General features: G+C 64.8%; 15 protein-coding genes. 10 read left to right on the top strand and 5 right to left on the bottom strand.

Annotation, left to right across the window (positions count from 1 at the left end; genetic code table 11):
* The first annotated feature begins 4 nt into the window (after nt 1–4).
* From XF30_RS20575 to XF30_RS20565, 3 genes are all read left to right on the top strand, one after another.
* Nucleotides 5–592, top strand: a complete 588-nt coding sequence (locus XF30_RS20575; RefSeq protein WP_109143688.1) for a formyltransferase family protein — start codon at nt 5–7, stop codon at nt 590–592.
* Nucleotides 593–832: 240 nt separating this feature from the next.
* Nucleotides 833–1,183 carry a hypothetical protein gene (locus tag XF30_RS20570; RefSeq protein ID WP_036012597.1) on the top strand — a complete coding sequence of 117 codons (351 nt, stop codon included), beginning with the start codon at nt 833–835 and terminating at the stop codon, nt 1,181–1,183.
* Nucleotides 1,128–1,673, top strand: coding sequence for a hypothetical protein (locus tag XF30_RS20565; protein ID WP_036012583.1), 546 nt, complete (start codon nt 1,128–1,130; stop codon nt 1,671–1,673). Before XF30_RS20570 ends, XF30_RS20565 begins: the two co-directional genes overlap by 56 nt.
* Before the next feature lie 51 nt (nt 1,674–1,724).
* On the opposite strand, the gene XF30_RS20560 is transcribed toward XF30_RS20565, so the two are convergent.
* Nucleotides 1,725–2,123, bottom strand: a complete 399-nt coding sequence (locus tag XF30_RS20560) for a RidA family protein (RefSeq protein WP_036012586.1) — start codon at nt 2,121–2,123, stop codon at nt 1,725–1,727.
* A 147-nt stretch (nt 2,124–2,270) separates the two neighbouring features.
* Here XF30_RS20560 and XF30_RS20555 point away from each other — a divergent pair, with 147 nt between their 5' ends.
* On the top strand, nt 2,271–3,146 hold the full coding sequence (locus tag XF30_RS20555) for a DMT family transporter (RefSeq protein WP_036012600.1): 876 nt from the start codon (nt 2,271–2,273) through the stop codon (nt 3,144–3,146).
* 201 nt (nt 3,147–3,347) lie between these two features.
* The gene (locus XF30_RS20550) at nt 3,348–4,781 is read left to right on the top strand and encodes a caspase family protein (RefSeq protein ID WP_057029251.1); all 1,434 of its coding nucleotides are present in this window, start codon (nt 3,348–3,350) and stop codon (nt 4,779–4,781) included.
* Between the two features lie 191 nt (nt 4,782–4,972).
* Here the strand turns inward: XF30_RS20550 and XF30_RS20545 are convergent, their stop codons facing one another.
* Entirely contained in the window at nt 4,973–5,212 is a 240-nt protein-coding gene (locus tag XF30_RS20545; RefSeq protein WP_109143687.1) for a BrnA antitoxin family protein, read from the bottom strand.
* A 3-nt stretch (nt 5,213–5,215) separates the two neighbouring features.
* A complete protein-coding gene (gene cysK / locus XF30_RS20540; RefSeq protein ID WP_036012610.1) occupies nt 5,216–6,193 on the bottom strand; it encodes a cysteine synthase A in 978 nt (325 codons plus the stop codon).
* A gap of 222 nt (nt 6,194–6,415) precedes the next feature.
* Here cysK and XF30_RS20535 point away from each other — a divergent pair, with 222 nt between their 5' ends.
* The gene (locus tag XF30_RS20535) at nt 6,416–6,634 is read left to right on the top strand and encodes a hypothetical protein (protein ID WP_036012613.1); all 219 of its coding nucleotides are present in this window, start codon (nt 6,416–6,418) and stop codon (nt 6,632–6,634) included.
* Between the two features lie 15 nt (nt 6,635–6,649).
* Here XF30_RS20535 and tgt read toward each other — a convergent pair whose 3' ends face one another.
* A complete protein-coding gene (tgt, locus tag XF30_RS20530) occupies nt 6,650–7,795 on the bottom strand; it encodes a tRNA guanosine(34) transglycosylase Tgt (protein ID WP_036028145.1) in 1,146 nt (381 codons plus the stop codon).
* 216 nt (nt 7,796–8,011) lie between these two features.
* On the opposite strand from tgt, the gene XF30_RS20525 reads away from it, so the two are divergent.
* From XF30_RS20525 to XF30_RS20510, 4 genes are all read left to right on the top strand, one after another.
* On the top strand, nt 8,012–9,196 hold the full coding sequence (locus tag XF30_RS20525; RefSeq protein WP_244608983.1) for a patatin-like phospholipase family protein: 1,185 nt from the start codon (nt 8,012–8,014) through the stop codon (nt 9,194–9,196).
* A gap of 135 nt (nt 9,197–9,331) precedes the next feature.
* Entirely contained in the window at nt 9,332–10,078 is a 747-nt protein-coding gene (locus XF30_RS20520) for a TetR/AcrR family transcriptional regulator (protein WP_036012628.1), read from the top strand.
* Nucleotides 10,079–10,331: 253 nt separating this feature from the next.
* Complete coding sequence (locus tag XF30_RS20515) at nt 10,332–10,934, top strand: PepSY domain-containing protein (protein ID WP_192893429.1); 603 nt, start codon at nt 10,332–10,334, stop codon at nt 10,932–10,934.
* A gap of 258 nt (nt 10,935–11,192) precedes the next feature.
* A complete protein-coding gene (locus tag XF30_RS20510) occupies nt 11,193–12,218 on the top strand; it encodes an aspartate-semialdehyde dehydrogenase (RefSeq protein ID WP_109143684.1) in 1,026 nt (341 codons plus the stop codon).
* A gap of 121 nt (nt 12,219–12,339) precedes the next feature.
* Here XF30_RS20510 and queA read toward each other — a convergent pair whose 3' ends face one another.
* Nucleotides 12,340–13,413 carry a tRNA preQ1(34) S-adenosylmethionine ribosyltransferase-isomerase QueA gene (queA, locus tag XF30_RS20505; RefSeq protein ID WP_109143683.1) on the bottom strand — a complete coding sequence of 358 codons (1,074 nt, stop codon included), beginning with the start codon at nt 13,411–13,413 and terminating at the stop codon, nt 12,340–12,342.
* Nucleotides 13,414–13,464: the final 51 nt, after the last annotated feature.

The following is a 13,464-nucleotide window of genomic DNA, read 5'->3' as shown; positions in this document are numbered from 1 at the left end:
ACCCATGCGAATTACCCTCGTCGGCTCCCGCCATTTTGGCGTGACCACCCTGAACATGCTCCGGGAGCACAGCGTCTCGGTTGTCCGGGTCGTGGTGGCGGACGCCGACGACCACCTCGCCGCGGCGGCCAAGGCGGCGGGCATCGAGGTGCAGGTGCAAGCCAATCCCAAGCTGGTGGTGGCCTCCGAGATCGCCCCGGACACCGATCTGATCATCACCGCGCACAGCCATGCCAGGATCGGCAAGGATGCGCTCGCCGCCGCTAGGCTCGGCGGGATCGGCTATCATCCCTCGCTGCTGCCGCGCCACCGCGGCAAGGCCGCGGTGGAATGGACCATCAAGGAAGGCGACCCCATCGCTGGCGGCACGATCTACCATCTCGCCGACCGCATGGATGCCGGCGCGATCGCCGCCCAGGACTGGTGCTTCGTCAAGAAGGGCGAGACCGCACGAGAGCTTTGGGAACGCGCGCTGGCGCCGCTCGGGCTCAAGCTGCTGGCCGACGTGATCGATTACGCCAAGGTCCACAAGGCGCTACCCGCCAAAGTCCAGGACGAGCAGTTCGCGACCTCCGCGCCGAGCCTCTCCTGAGCCAAGATCCTCTGAGCCAGCCCTCTGAGCCGAAGTCTCCTGGAGCAAGCTCTTTCCGAGTCGTCCTGACGTTTACCCTTAACGTGCGGCGCCCTTGATTCTGCTTCGGAAATTGGAGCCAAAAGCGCAAATAAACCATTGTTCCCAAAGGAACAATTTTCGCTTTGGCATCGCAACAAATTTCCGTCACATTTCGTTCGAATAAGCGTCAACAACTCAGACACATTCAAGGACGAATTCATGCGTTTTGGTCGCATTGCGGTGTTCTGTGCCGCCCCAGTTCTCGCTGGCACCCTCGCCGCCCCCGCCTTCGCCCAGAATCCCTATGACGGCAATTGGCAAGTCACCATCGTGACCAAGAGCGGTTCGTGCGAGCCGACCGCAAGCTCGATGCTGACGGTTGCCGGCGGCAAGATCACCGCGCCCGGCGCTAACGTTTCCGGCACCATCGGCAGCGGGGGACTTGTGAAAGTTTCGATCAATGGTGCATATGCCAACGGTCAACTCAGCGGCAACGCCGGATCGGGGAAGTGGAATGGAGCATCTGCAGGCATACCGTGCAGCGGGCGGTGGGAAGCATCGCGCCAATAAACCAATTGAGGCTCGCGCCCGGAACCGGCGGCTTCTGATCGCGGCCGCCGTTTTGTTTGGGGCTGGGATCGCCGCGACCGAAAGCAGTGCCCAGTCGGGTCCGTTCGCCCCGCTGGCGGGCAGCTGGAGCGGCGGTGGCACGGTCACGCTGGATGACGGCTCGACCGAGCGGATCCGCTGCCGGGCCAAATACGCTCCGATCGGACCGACCATGGAGATGTCGCTGACCTGCGCCAGCGATGCCTACAAATTCAACCTCGGCGCCAACGTGAAGGCCGAAGGCGGCGCCATTGCAGGCAGTTGGTCCGAGACCAGCCGCAACATCTCCGGTTCGCTCCAGGGCCGCGGCAGCGGCGGAAGCTACGAGCTGGTGGCCTCCACCGCGGGCTTCAACGCCAACATCTCTCTCAAGACGTCCGGCAACAAGCAGAACGTCACGATGCGCGCGGACAGTCAGTTCCGCGGCGCGCACATCTCGATGTCGAAATAAGACGCTAGCTCACGCGACAATCGATCCGGCGCCCGCGCCGGATCGATTTTTTTATGGGCCGGGCACGAACGCCGTGACCTCGATCTCGACCTTGGCACGCTCGTCCACGAGGCCTCCGATATAGAGCAGCGTCGAGGGCGGAAAATTGCGGCCGAGCGTTTCCTTCCAGGCCGCGCCAATGCCGGCACCTGCCGCTTCGTACTCGGCGCGGCTGGTCAGGTACCAGGTCAGGCGGACGATGTGCTCGGCGCCGGCACCGGCCTCGCCCAGCAGCTTGACGATCCGCTTCAGCGCCGTCGCGACCTGGGCTGCCATGTCGGGATCGTAACTGCCGGCCTCGTCGCCCCCGGTTTGGCCGGCGAGTACCACCCATCGGCCCGGCCCCTCGGTCACGACGCCGTGGGAAAAGCCGCGCGGTTTTTTCCACTCGGCCGGCTGCAAGATGCGCATGGGCAATGTCTCCCGATCTTTGTCGTTGTTCGCTGATGCCTTAGCATGCCGCCCAGCATCGCTGCATCCGCAGATTTGGCCGTTGCAAACGGCGGCAATGTCGCCGATACCGGCCGCCCCTCCTCTGTCCATCCGTATCCGCCGCAGATGAGCACCACACCGTCGAAAATGATGGCTGCACTGTGGATGGCCGGCTGGCTGTCGCTGATGCTGATCATGGCAGTGGCCGGGCGCGAGACCACGCGCGAGCTGAATGTTTTTCAGATCATGGAAATGAGGTCGCTGGCCGGCTTCGTCTTGCTCTCACCGATCATCTACCGCGCCGGCGGCTGGAAGGTGCTCAAGACATCGCGGTTGCCGCAGCATGTCGGCCGCAATTTGGTGCACTATGTTGCCCAACTCGGCTGGTTCTTCGCACTGACACTGATCCCGATCGGCCAGGTGGTCGCAATCGAGTTCACCATGCCGATCTGGACGGCCGTCCTCGCGGCGAGCTTCCTGTCCGAGCGGATGACGCCATGGAAGATCGCCGCCATCGTGCTCGGCCTCGTCGGCGTTATCGTCATTGTCCGCCCCTCGACCGGGGAGATCAATCCGGGGCAGCTCATCGCGCTTGGCGCCGCCATGGGATTTGGCGTCGCGATGGCGCTGGTCAAATCGCTGACCCGCACCGAGAGCGCGCTCTCGATCCTGTTCTGGATGCTGGTGGTGCAGTCGGTTGCGGGCTTCATTCCGACGCTGTTGGTTTGGACGTGGCCGTCGCTCTATGTCTGGGGCTGGGTCGGCGTGATCGCCGTCTGCGGCACGTTCTCACATTATTGCCTGGCCAGCGCGATGCGCTACGCTGACGCGACGGTCGTGGTTCCGATGGACTTCCTGCGGGTTCCACTGACTGCAACTGCCGGTTGGCTGTTGTATTCCGAGCGGCTCGACGCCTGGACCGTGCTCGGCGCCGCGCTGATCCTGTTCGGCAATTTACTCAATTTGAAGCCCGCTTCGTCGGTTCCCGCCCGGGCCAGGTGAACCTGGCGCCGTCTCGCGCGACAAAACCAAGTGGCCGTGTGATTTGGATCACGTTGGAGCGACACTCCATCGTGCACATTCGGCCACACAGCAGCGGGTTGAACGCAACGGACTGCCGTTTTGGTGGCGCGAAGTCGGGCACTTCGTGTAGGTTCGTGGCCGATTTGTTGCTGCCTGCAATTCGATTCTGGGGATTTCAGAATGCGCTATCTCACCCTCCTCGCTTCGCTGATGTGCATGGCGCTGTCGATCAGTGCCGCCAAGGCTGACCGCCGCGTCGCCTTCGTCGTCGGCAACGGCTCCTACAAGAACGTCGCGCAATTGCCGAACCCGCCGATCGACGCCAAGGCGATGGCGGCCACGCTGCGCAATGTCGGCTTCGAGGTGATCGAAGGCTCCAATCTCAGCCGCGACCAGATGACCGAGAAGCTGCTTGATTTCGGCCGCAAGGCGCAAGGCTCCGATATCGCGCTGTTCTATTATGCCGGCCACGGCATCGCCGTCAGCGGCACCAATTACCTGCTGCCCGTCGATGCCGACATCAAGTCGGAAATGGACGTCAAGCTGGGCGCCGCCATCAACATCGACCTGACGCTCGAGCAGACCATGGGCGATGCCAAGGTCAAGCTCGTCTTCCTCGACGCCTGCCGGGACAATCCGTTCGCCGCGAAGATCAAGTCGAATTCGGCGACCCGCAGCGTCAACGTCCAGAGCGGCCTCGCCGAGATGAAGTCCGGCGAAGGCACGCTGATCGCGTTCGCCACCGGCCCGGGCCAGACCGCACTCGACGGCCAGGAAGGCAACAACAGCCCGTTCACGCGGGCGTTGATTGACAACATCACCAAGCCCGGCGTCGAGATACAGCAGGCCATGACGTCGGTGCGCGCTCAGGTCAATGAAGAGACCCGCAAGGGCCAGCTGCCCTGGGGCCACACCAACCTGACCGGCTCCGTCTATCTCAATCAGGCGCCGACCACCCAGGTCGCCGCTGCGGCCCCGACCGCGACCGGCATTGTGCCGGCGGCGACCGGAAGCTCGGACGGTGTCGAGCTCGAATACTGGCGCTCGGTTAAGGAGTCCAACAAGGCCGAGGAGCTCAATGCCTACCTCACCGCTTACCCGAACGGCCAGTTCAAGGCGCTGGCGCTGGCGCGGCTAGCGGCGATCAAGAGCGGCCCCTCGACCGCGACCCGCACGCTCAATGCCGGCGTCGATCCCGCCACCTTCACGGATGAGGCTACCCAAGTGACCGAGGACCAAATCGGTCTCGACAAGAACAAGCGTCGCGACGTGCAGCGTCGACTCACGGCGCTCGGCTTCGACACCAACCAGACCGGCGTCTTCAACGACGAAACGCGGTCCGTGCTCAAGCGCTGGCAGACTGCGCGCGGCTATCCCTCGTCGGGTTATCTCAACAAGAACCAGCACAAGGCCCTGCTCTCGGAAATCGTGGCTGCCCCGGCAACGGCGAGCGACGGCAGCCAGAAGCCGGCTCGGCGCGCCGCCACCGCCCCGGCTCAGAGCAGCGCGCCGGCACCGGCACCCCAGCCACGCAGCAATCCCGGCGATGCTGCCGGTGCGGCCTTCGTCGGTGGCGTCGTCGGCGGCATGATGGGCGGCATGTTCCGCCGCTGAGAGCGAGACGGATCCCAGACGACAGAAGCCCGGCTCGCGCCGGGCTTTTTCGTTTGTGATCCTCATGGTGAGGAGGCGCGAAGCGCCGTCTCGAACTATGAAGGCGCGCCTCGACCAGCGGGGCCTTCATCCTTCGAGACGCTTGCTTCGCAAGCTCCACAGGATGAGGAGCTACAGCCCATCCGCGAAGTCTACTTCCCTGCCACCTTGCGCAGCGCCTCGTTGATGCGATCCTGCCAGCCGGGACCGCCCTCCTGGAAGAACTCCAGCACGTCCTGGTCGATGCGCAGCGTGACCTGCTCCTTGATGCCGGGCACGGCGTTTTGCTTGGGCGGCGCCGTGACGACCTTGGCCGTCACCTTCTTGAACGCCGCCTCGGCCTCGGTCCTGGCATCGCCCAGCGTGCGCGGCCGTCTCGGTTGATCCGCCATGTCCTAGATTCCCTCAAACAGAGCCGTCGAAAGATACCGCTCGGAGAAGGACGGCACGATCGCCAGGATGGTCTTTCCGGAAGCTTCCGGCCGCTTGCCGATCTCGAGTGCGGCGGCGATCGCGGCGCCCGAGGAGATGCCGCCCGGAATGCCCTCATGCCGCGCCAGCGCGCGCGAGGTCTCGATCGCCGTGGTCGAGTTGATCTTCACGATCTCATCGATCACGGAGCGGTCGAGGATGTCAGGGACGAAGCCGGCACCAATGCCTTGGATCTTGTGCGGAGTATGCTGTCCCCCCGAGAGCACCGGGCTCTCCTCCGGCTCGACCGCGACCACACGCAAGCCCGGCTTGCGCGGCTTGAGTACCTGGCCGACGCCGGTGATCGTGCCGCCGGTGCCGACGCCGGCCACGAAGAAGTCGATGCTGCCGCCGGTGTCGTTCCAGATCTCCTCCGCGGTGGTGCGGCGGTGCACCTCCGGATTGGCGAGGTTCTTGAACTGCTGCGGCATCACTGAATTCGGCGTCGTCTTCAAGAGCTCCTCGGCGGCCGCGATGGCGCCCTTCATGCCCTGCGCCGCCGGCGTCAGCACCAGCTCCGCGCCGAGAAAGGCCAGCATCTTGCGTCGCTCGATCGACATCGATTCCGGCATCACCAGCTTGAGCCGGTAGCCGCGGGAGGCCGCGACGAAGGCGAGCGCAATGCCGGTATTGCCGGAGGTCGGCTCGATCAGCACGGTGTCCGGCTTGACGATGCCCGCCTTCTCCATCGCGATGATCATGGCCGCGCCGATGCGGTCCTTCACGCTCGCGGCAGGATTGAAATATTCAAGTTTTGCCAAAATGGTCGCGTTCACGTCGTGCATGCCGGGCAGCCGGCGCAAGCGCACGATGGGCGTGTTGCCGAAGGCATCGACGATCGAGTCATAGATCCGGCCACGGCCGGGTTGGTGCGCTGCACCCGTGTTGGACGATACGTCCATGATGAACTCCCTGTGGCGACGATCTGCACGTCTGTCGCGGCCCTGCGCAGTTACGGACAGCTTGCGGCGACACGCAAGCGGCTATGCAGCACATGTTAAATACGCTGCATCGCAAAATCGCGTGAGCTTTAATTAGCAGAAAACCAACGCATTTGTGTTGCGACCTCGTCAACTGATTCTGCTTATGTTAGACTTAGGTCTCAAAGCAGGGAGGTCACCACGATGTCAGCGGTTGCTGAAGTGATGTCGACCGTAGTGCTAAGGCGTGATCCGCGTTGCAGCGAGTTGCCGACCTGTCCCGTCTGCGCCGACTCCATGGTCGCCGCTGAAGCATCTGCCTACGTCTCGGACCACATCATCAGCTACCTCTGGACTTGCGACAATTGCGGCTACGGCTTCGTGACCAAGCATGCCGTGAAGCGGCGGCTCGTGTGCAACTGAGTTTGGACTGTTGAGCTATCGCGGGGCGATATCGCCCCTCGCCCAGTCCGCGCGCGTACGCTGATAGAACTCCTCGAAATTTCCTTGCGCGATCGCGTCCCTGATGCCCTGCATCAGGGACTGGTAGTACGCGACATTGATCTCGGACAGCAGCATCGCGCCCAGCGTCTCGCCGGCCTTGACGAGATGATGCAGATAGGCGCGCGCGCAGTTCCGCGTCGACGGCCATGAGCTCTCTTCATCGAGCGGGCGTGGATCGTCGGCATGGCGCGCGTTGCGCAAATTGACCTGGCCGTAGCGCGTGAAGGCGACGCCGTGCCGGCCGTTGCGGGTCGGCATCACGCAGTCGAACATGTCGATGCCGCGCTTCACCGCTTCGAGGATGTCGTCGGGCGTGCCGACGCCCATCAGATAGCGTGGCCGCTGCTTCGGCAGCAGCGGCGCGGTCTCGTCGATCATCGCCAGCATGACCGCCTGCGGTTCGCCGACGGCGAGCCCGCCGATCGCATAGCCATGGAAGCCGATCCCGACCAGGCCTTGCGCGCTCGCATGGCGCAGCTCGGGTACGTCGCCGCCCTGCACGATGCCGAACAGCATGTAGCCATCCGGGGCGCTCGCGAAGGCGCGCTTGCTTCTCTCCGCCCAGCGCAGCGACAATTGCATCGCGCGCTCGATGTCGGCGCGCTCGGCAGGCAATCGTACGCATTCATCCATCTGCATGGCGATGTCGGAGCCGAGCAAACGCTGCACCTCGATCGACCGCTCCGGCGACAGCTCGACCTTGGCGCCGTCGATGTGCGAGCGGAACGTGACGGCGTGCTCGCTGACCTTGCGCAAATCCGCCAGCGACATCACCTGGAAGCCGCCGGAATCGGTCAACATCGGTCCGTTCCAGCCTGTGAACGTCTGCAGGCCGCCGAGCGCCGCGATCCGCTCGGCGCTTGGACGCAGCATCAGATGGTAGGTGTTGCCGAGCACGATGTCGGCGCCGGCATCGCGCACCTCGCGCCAGTGCATGCCCTTCATGGCACCGGCGGTGCCGACCGGCATGAAGGCAGGGGTCCGCACCACGCCATGCGGGGTGGTCAGGCGCCCGGTACGCGCGGCCCCGTCGGTGGCGAGCAACTCAAAGTGATTGGGAAGGTCATTGTCGGGATTCATGGCGGTGCTTATTGCGTGTCGGAGCAGGCTGATCAACCCGCCGACCGCGCTCGGGCCGGTTTGTGCATCAGACTGGGACACCGACCCACACAAGGATGAGTGTGCCCGCGCCCTTGTCAAACGAAACGATACAGTATAGTTTTGTGCGCAGGGCTGGACGAGATGCCGCGGCGAACTTGCCGGCGGCGGTAGATGCGTGATCGCCAGCCACCGACAATGCCGTACCCTCCGTGTTCGACCGACGCATCCGTCTCCTCGCGTGACCGGATCAGGCAGACTGGCGTCGGCCTGATCGGATCGGTGGTCCTGATCTGCAGCCTGGCGCTCGGCGCCTGCACCGCCCTGCCCCGCACGCCCTACACAGCCGCTGAAGCCAGCGCCTCGCGCGTGCTGGATATCGACGGCCTCCGGCGTTACGCCGACGAGCCGGTCACCAAGTTCAGCTTCGATAAAGACAACAGCACTGCGACGAGAACCTATCTGGCGCTGTCCGGCGGCGGCGCTGACGGCGCCTATGGCGTCGGCGTGCTCAACGGCTGGACCGCGGCCCGAACCCGCCCCACCTTCTCGGTCGTCTCGGGCGTCAGCACCGGCGGCCTGATCGCGCCGTTCGCGTTTCTCGGACCGCAATATGACGACACGCTGAAGGAGGTCTACACCAGCGGCATCGCGGAGAGCCTCCTGAACGATCCCAGCATCATGCGCGTGCTGTTCGGATCCGGCCTGTTCGGCAACACGCGGCTGCGCGAGCTCGTTGCACGCTATGTCGGGCCCGAGATCATGGCGCAAGTCGCGCGCGAGCACGCCAAGGGCCGCAGGCTGCTCGTGGTGACGACCGACCTTGACACGCAACGCACCGCGATCTGGGACATGGGCAAGATTGCCGCGGTCGGAACGCCCGAGGCACTCAAGCTGTTTCGCGACGTGATGGCGGCCTCCGCCAGCATTCCCCTGGTGTTTCCGCCCATCATGATCGATGCCGAAGGCGGGGGCCGCAAGTTTCAGGAGATGCATGTCGACGGCGGCGTGACCGCGCCGGTGCTGACCTTGCCCGAAGCTCTGCTGTTCCAGAGTGGCCGTCTGCCCGGCAATGCGAAGGTGGACATCTACATCCTCGTCAACAAGAAGATCGAACGCAACTTCGAGCTCGTCTCCAACGGCACCATCGACGTCGCCTCGCGCAGCCTGTCGGCGATCACCCAATCGCAGACGCGCTCGATCATCTTCTCGACCTACGATTTCGCCAAGCGTAACCGGCTGGGCTTCCATCTCTCCTACATCGCGCGCGACTATCCGGCGCCGCCGTCGGAAGGGTTCGATACCGGCTATATGCGGGCGCTGTACCAGTACGGATACGAGAAGGCTGCATCCGGCCAGGCCTGGACCTCGACGCTGCCGTGATCCCTCGTGACGGAACGAGGCAATACCGAAACCGTTGACGATATGGCCAATTCGGCCAGATTCGCGATGACGCCTCCGCTCCTGCGCGATATAGAGCGAATGACCGATATCACGACCGCGCAGGAATCATTGGGCATGGGATTGACTGCGACCAGGACAAGACCGGCAGCGCCACGGCGCGAGGTGCCGAAATCGCGCGGCGGCCGGCCGACGAAGACCGCTGCGATCGAGCGCGATCTGCGGCTGATCGAGGTCGCCACCCGCCTGTTCCTTGATCGCGGCTTCGATGCGACCTCGCTCGATGCGGTCGCGGAAGCTGCGCGGGTCAGCAAGCCCACCGTCTATTCCCGCTATGGCGACAAGCGCGGCCTGTTCGCGGCCGTGCTGAGGCGCGAGATCGAGCGCTGGCTTGCGCCGCTGTCGGCGGCGGCGGAGACGCAGCTCTCCAGCGCCTCGAACATCCCGGTCGAGCAGCGGCTGGTCGAGATCGGACGCGAGATGCTGACCTTCACCTGCGGCCCGGATGCCGTCGCCTTTAGCCGCATGATGACGGCGCAGGCCATCAACTTCCCCGACGTCGCCAAGCTCGGCAAGGAGGAAGGCTGGCTCAAGGCCGTCGCCACCACGGCGCGCTTCTTCGACCATCTGGTGGCGCAAGGCGCGCTCGATGTCGACGACACCACCATCGCAGCCGAGGTGTTCCTCGACGTCGTCGTCGGTCACACCCACCGCATGGCGACGTTCGGAACGGCGCTGGAGCTGAAGGCTGCCGAGAAGCGCATGCGCGCGGCGATCAAGCTGTTCCTGGCCGGCGCGCTGGGACCTGCCGACCGCGTCCAGGACACCTCGAAACTCGCGCCACGGCGACGCTCCTCCCGCTGACAATTCCGTGAGCTTGCGTGCTTTCCCCAGGGGGCGACGGTGCGGCGTCATTGACCGAAATAAAACGATACGGTATGGTTTCATTACAGTCGGTTCGGGCCGCTTTTTTCACCAGCCCCAAAGAGGTCCGGACCCGCTTCGATCGCCGCGGCGGGTACAGCCTGCCGCGGCGCTCCGCGGCCGGCCGATGCCCAAGGCCGGCCGCGAATTCTTTACGATCATCCGGCACACTCGCTGGCCGAGGGTTTCGAGCATGACGACTGCCAAACGATGGACCTCGCACCTGCTTGCGATCGCATTGCCCGCACTGCTTATCGCCGCGCCGGCACAGGCTGTCGTGACCGCGAGCACGCCGACCGCGCTTCACAGCGACACAGATGGTGATGCCGAAGCGGACCGCCAGGCAGTCAGCCGCGAAATAGAGCGGTTCCGCAGCTCCTCGATCACGATCAGCCAGGCCATGGCGATTGCCGAAGCCCGCCATGCCGGCGCCACCACCGCCGATGTGAGCTTCGATGGCGGCTCGGGCGTGCCGGTCTACCGGGTGAAGACACTGCACAACGACCGGATCTGGCGCCACACCATCAATGCTTCGACCGGCGAACTGGTCGGCGGGGAAGCGGCCCTACCCCTCACCGAGCTCGACCGCGAGGACCGCAGCAACCTCGCAGCGCTGGGTGCGATCAGGCACCGCCTCTCCGATGCCGTACGCGTCGCCGAGCGCGCCGCCGCAGGCAAGGCCATCAGCGGCGGGCTGGTCCGCGAGCGTGGCCGGCTGAACTTCTCGATCGTCGTCGTCAGCGGCGACGACCTCAAGGAGGTCACCCTGGAGCCGCCTGGCGCCAAGGGGAAATAGCGGGTGCCAAATAGCGGCAGGCTGCCCCCGGCATCGGCCGGGCCGAAAAGCCATTGACGGCCGCAAGACTCTCCCGCATAAGTCGCCGCCATGTTCACGACCACCAAACGCACGACCAAAACCACCACGGCCGAAGGGGCCCGGGGAGGCGTGCGCGCGTAGGTCGTCGACTTAAACGCATCAGCTCTACGGCAAGCCCCGCCCTCGATGGTCCGGGGCTTTTTTGTTGTCTAAATTTTCAATGCAACGGAGGACAAAGTGAGTAACGATCCCGTCGTCGCGATTGTCGGCGTCACCGGTGCGGTGGGCGCCGAATTCATCGCCACCATGGACAAGCGCGGCTTTCGCGTCGGCAAGCTCAAGGCACTGGCGAGCGCCCGCTCGGCCGGCAAGACGGTGTCGTTCCGCGGGCAGAGCGTGGCCATCGAGGAGTTGACCGAGCGCTCCTTCGACGGCGTCGACATCGCGCTGTTCTCCGCCGGCGGCAGCATCTCCAGGAAGTATGCACCGATCGCGGTGAAGGCCGGCGCCGTCGTGGTCGACAATTCCTCGGCCTTCCGCATGGACCCAAACGTGCCGCTGGTGATCCCCGAGATCAACGCGAGCCGCATCCGCGACCACAAGGGCATCATCGCCAACCCGAACTGCGCCGCGATCACCGCGCTGGTGCCGCTGTGGCCGATCCACCAGAAGAACCGCATCAAGCGCGTGATCATCTCGACCTATCAGGCGGCCAGCGGCGCCGGCGCCGCCGCGATGGAGGAGCTCGTCGAATCCACCCGCGCCAACCTCAACGGGCAGGTCTATACGCCGAAGGTGATGCCACACCCCTACGCCTTCAACCTGTTCAACCACAACACCGCCATCGACCCCGAGACCGGCTACAACGACGAAGAGACCAAGGTCATCAAGGAGACCCGCAAGATCTTCGAGGACGACAGCATCGCCGTCGGCGTCACCTGCGTGCGCGTGCCGGTGCTGCGCGCCCATTGCGAAGCCATCACCTTCGAATGCGAGAAGCCGATCAGCGAGGACCAGGTCCGTGCCATCATGGCGCGCGCGCCCGGCGTCAAGGTGGTCGACGACCGCGCCAAGAACTACTTCCCGATGCCGATCGACGCCTCGGGCCAGGACGACGTTCTGGTCGGCCGCATCCGCAAGGATCTCAGCGACCCCTCAGGCCATTCGATCTCGATGTTCGTGGCAGCCGATCAGCTGCTCAAGGGCGCGGCGCTGAACGCCGTGCAGATCGCCGAGCTGTTGCCGCAGAAGGTGATGGCGTAACGGGAGGTGCGTAGGGTGGGTTAGCCTAGCGGATGCGCGAAGCGCGGCCGCTGGGCGTAACCCACCTCTTTCATATCCGCGGAAACAGAAGCGGTGGATTACGCCTGACGGCTAATCCACCCTACGGGACCGCTCGAAACAGCAAACACGCATCGCCATACGAATAGAACCGGTATCCGCTCGCGATCGCGTGCGCATAGGCCTGCTTCATCGTCGCGAGCCCGGAGAAGGCCGACACCAGCATGAACAGCGTCGACTTCGGAAGGTGGAAATTCGTCATCAGAATATCGACTGCGCGGAAGCGATAGCCGGGCGTGATGAAGATCGACGTCTCGGCGGCGAATGGCTGGATCGTGCCGTCCTCGCGCGCTGCGCTTTCGAGCAGCCGCAATGACGTTGTGCCGACGGCAACGATACGGCCGCCGGTCTTCCGCGCGGCGTTGAGCCGCTCCGCCGTTGCGGCCGAGATCGTGCCCCACTCGGCGTGCATCTTGTGGGCTTCGGTGTCGTCGACCTTCACCGGCAGGAACGTCCCTGCCCCGACATGCAGCGTCACGCGGTTGAGGCCGACGCCGCGGTCGCGCAGCGCCTGCTCCAGCGCGGGCGTGAAATGCAGCCCCGCGGTCGGCGCTGCAACTGCGCCTTCATTCGCCGCGAACATGGTCTGGTAATCAGCGAGGTCCTGATCGTCTGGCGTGCGCTTGGAGGCGATGTAGGGCGGCAGCGGCGGGCTGCCGAGATCGGCGATGGCCTGGTCCAGCGCCGGGCCGTGGAACGAGAACGACAGCGTCACCTCGCCCTCGGTGCCCTTGGCCTCGACCTCGGCGTCGAGATGGCCGAGCATGCAGACCTTGCCGTCGTTGCCGAAGCGGATGCGGTCGCCGGGGGCGAGCTTCTTGGCCGGCTTCACCAGCGCCTGCCAGCGCGAGCCGTCGAGGCGCTTGATCAGCGTCGCCTCGATCTTCGGCTCGGTGTCGCGGCCGATGCGGCGGCCCTTCAATTGCGCCGCAATCACCTTGGTGTCGTTGACGACGAGCTGGTCGCCGGGCCTCAGCCATTGCGGCAGGTCGGAAATGATCTGATCGCGCAGCGCGCCATTCTCGACGACCAGCATCCTCGCGGAATCGCGCGGGCTCGCCGGGCGCAGCGCGATGCGCTCGGGCGGCAGATCGAAATCGAAGAGATCGGTGCGCATGAGCAGGCTTGGCGCGACACAGCCAGACCCTCATGGTGAGGAGGCGCTTAG

This window comes from Bradyrhizobium sp. SUTN9-2 (assembly GCF_003122645.1).
GTDB lineage: Bacteria > Pseudomonadota > Alphaproteobacteria > Rhizobiales > Xanthobacteraceae > Bradyrhizobium > Bradyrhizobium yuanmingense.
The sequence above is the reverse complement of the archived record's forward strand: the minus strand, read 5'-3'. Positions and strand labels throughout refer to the sequence as shown.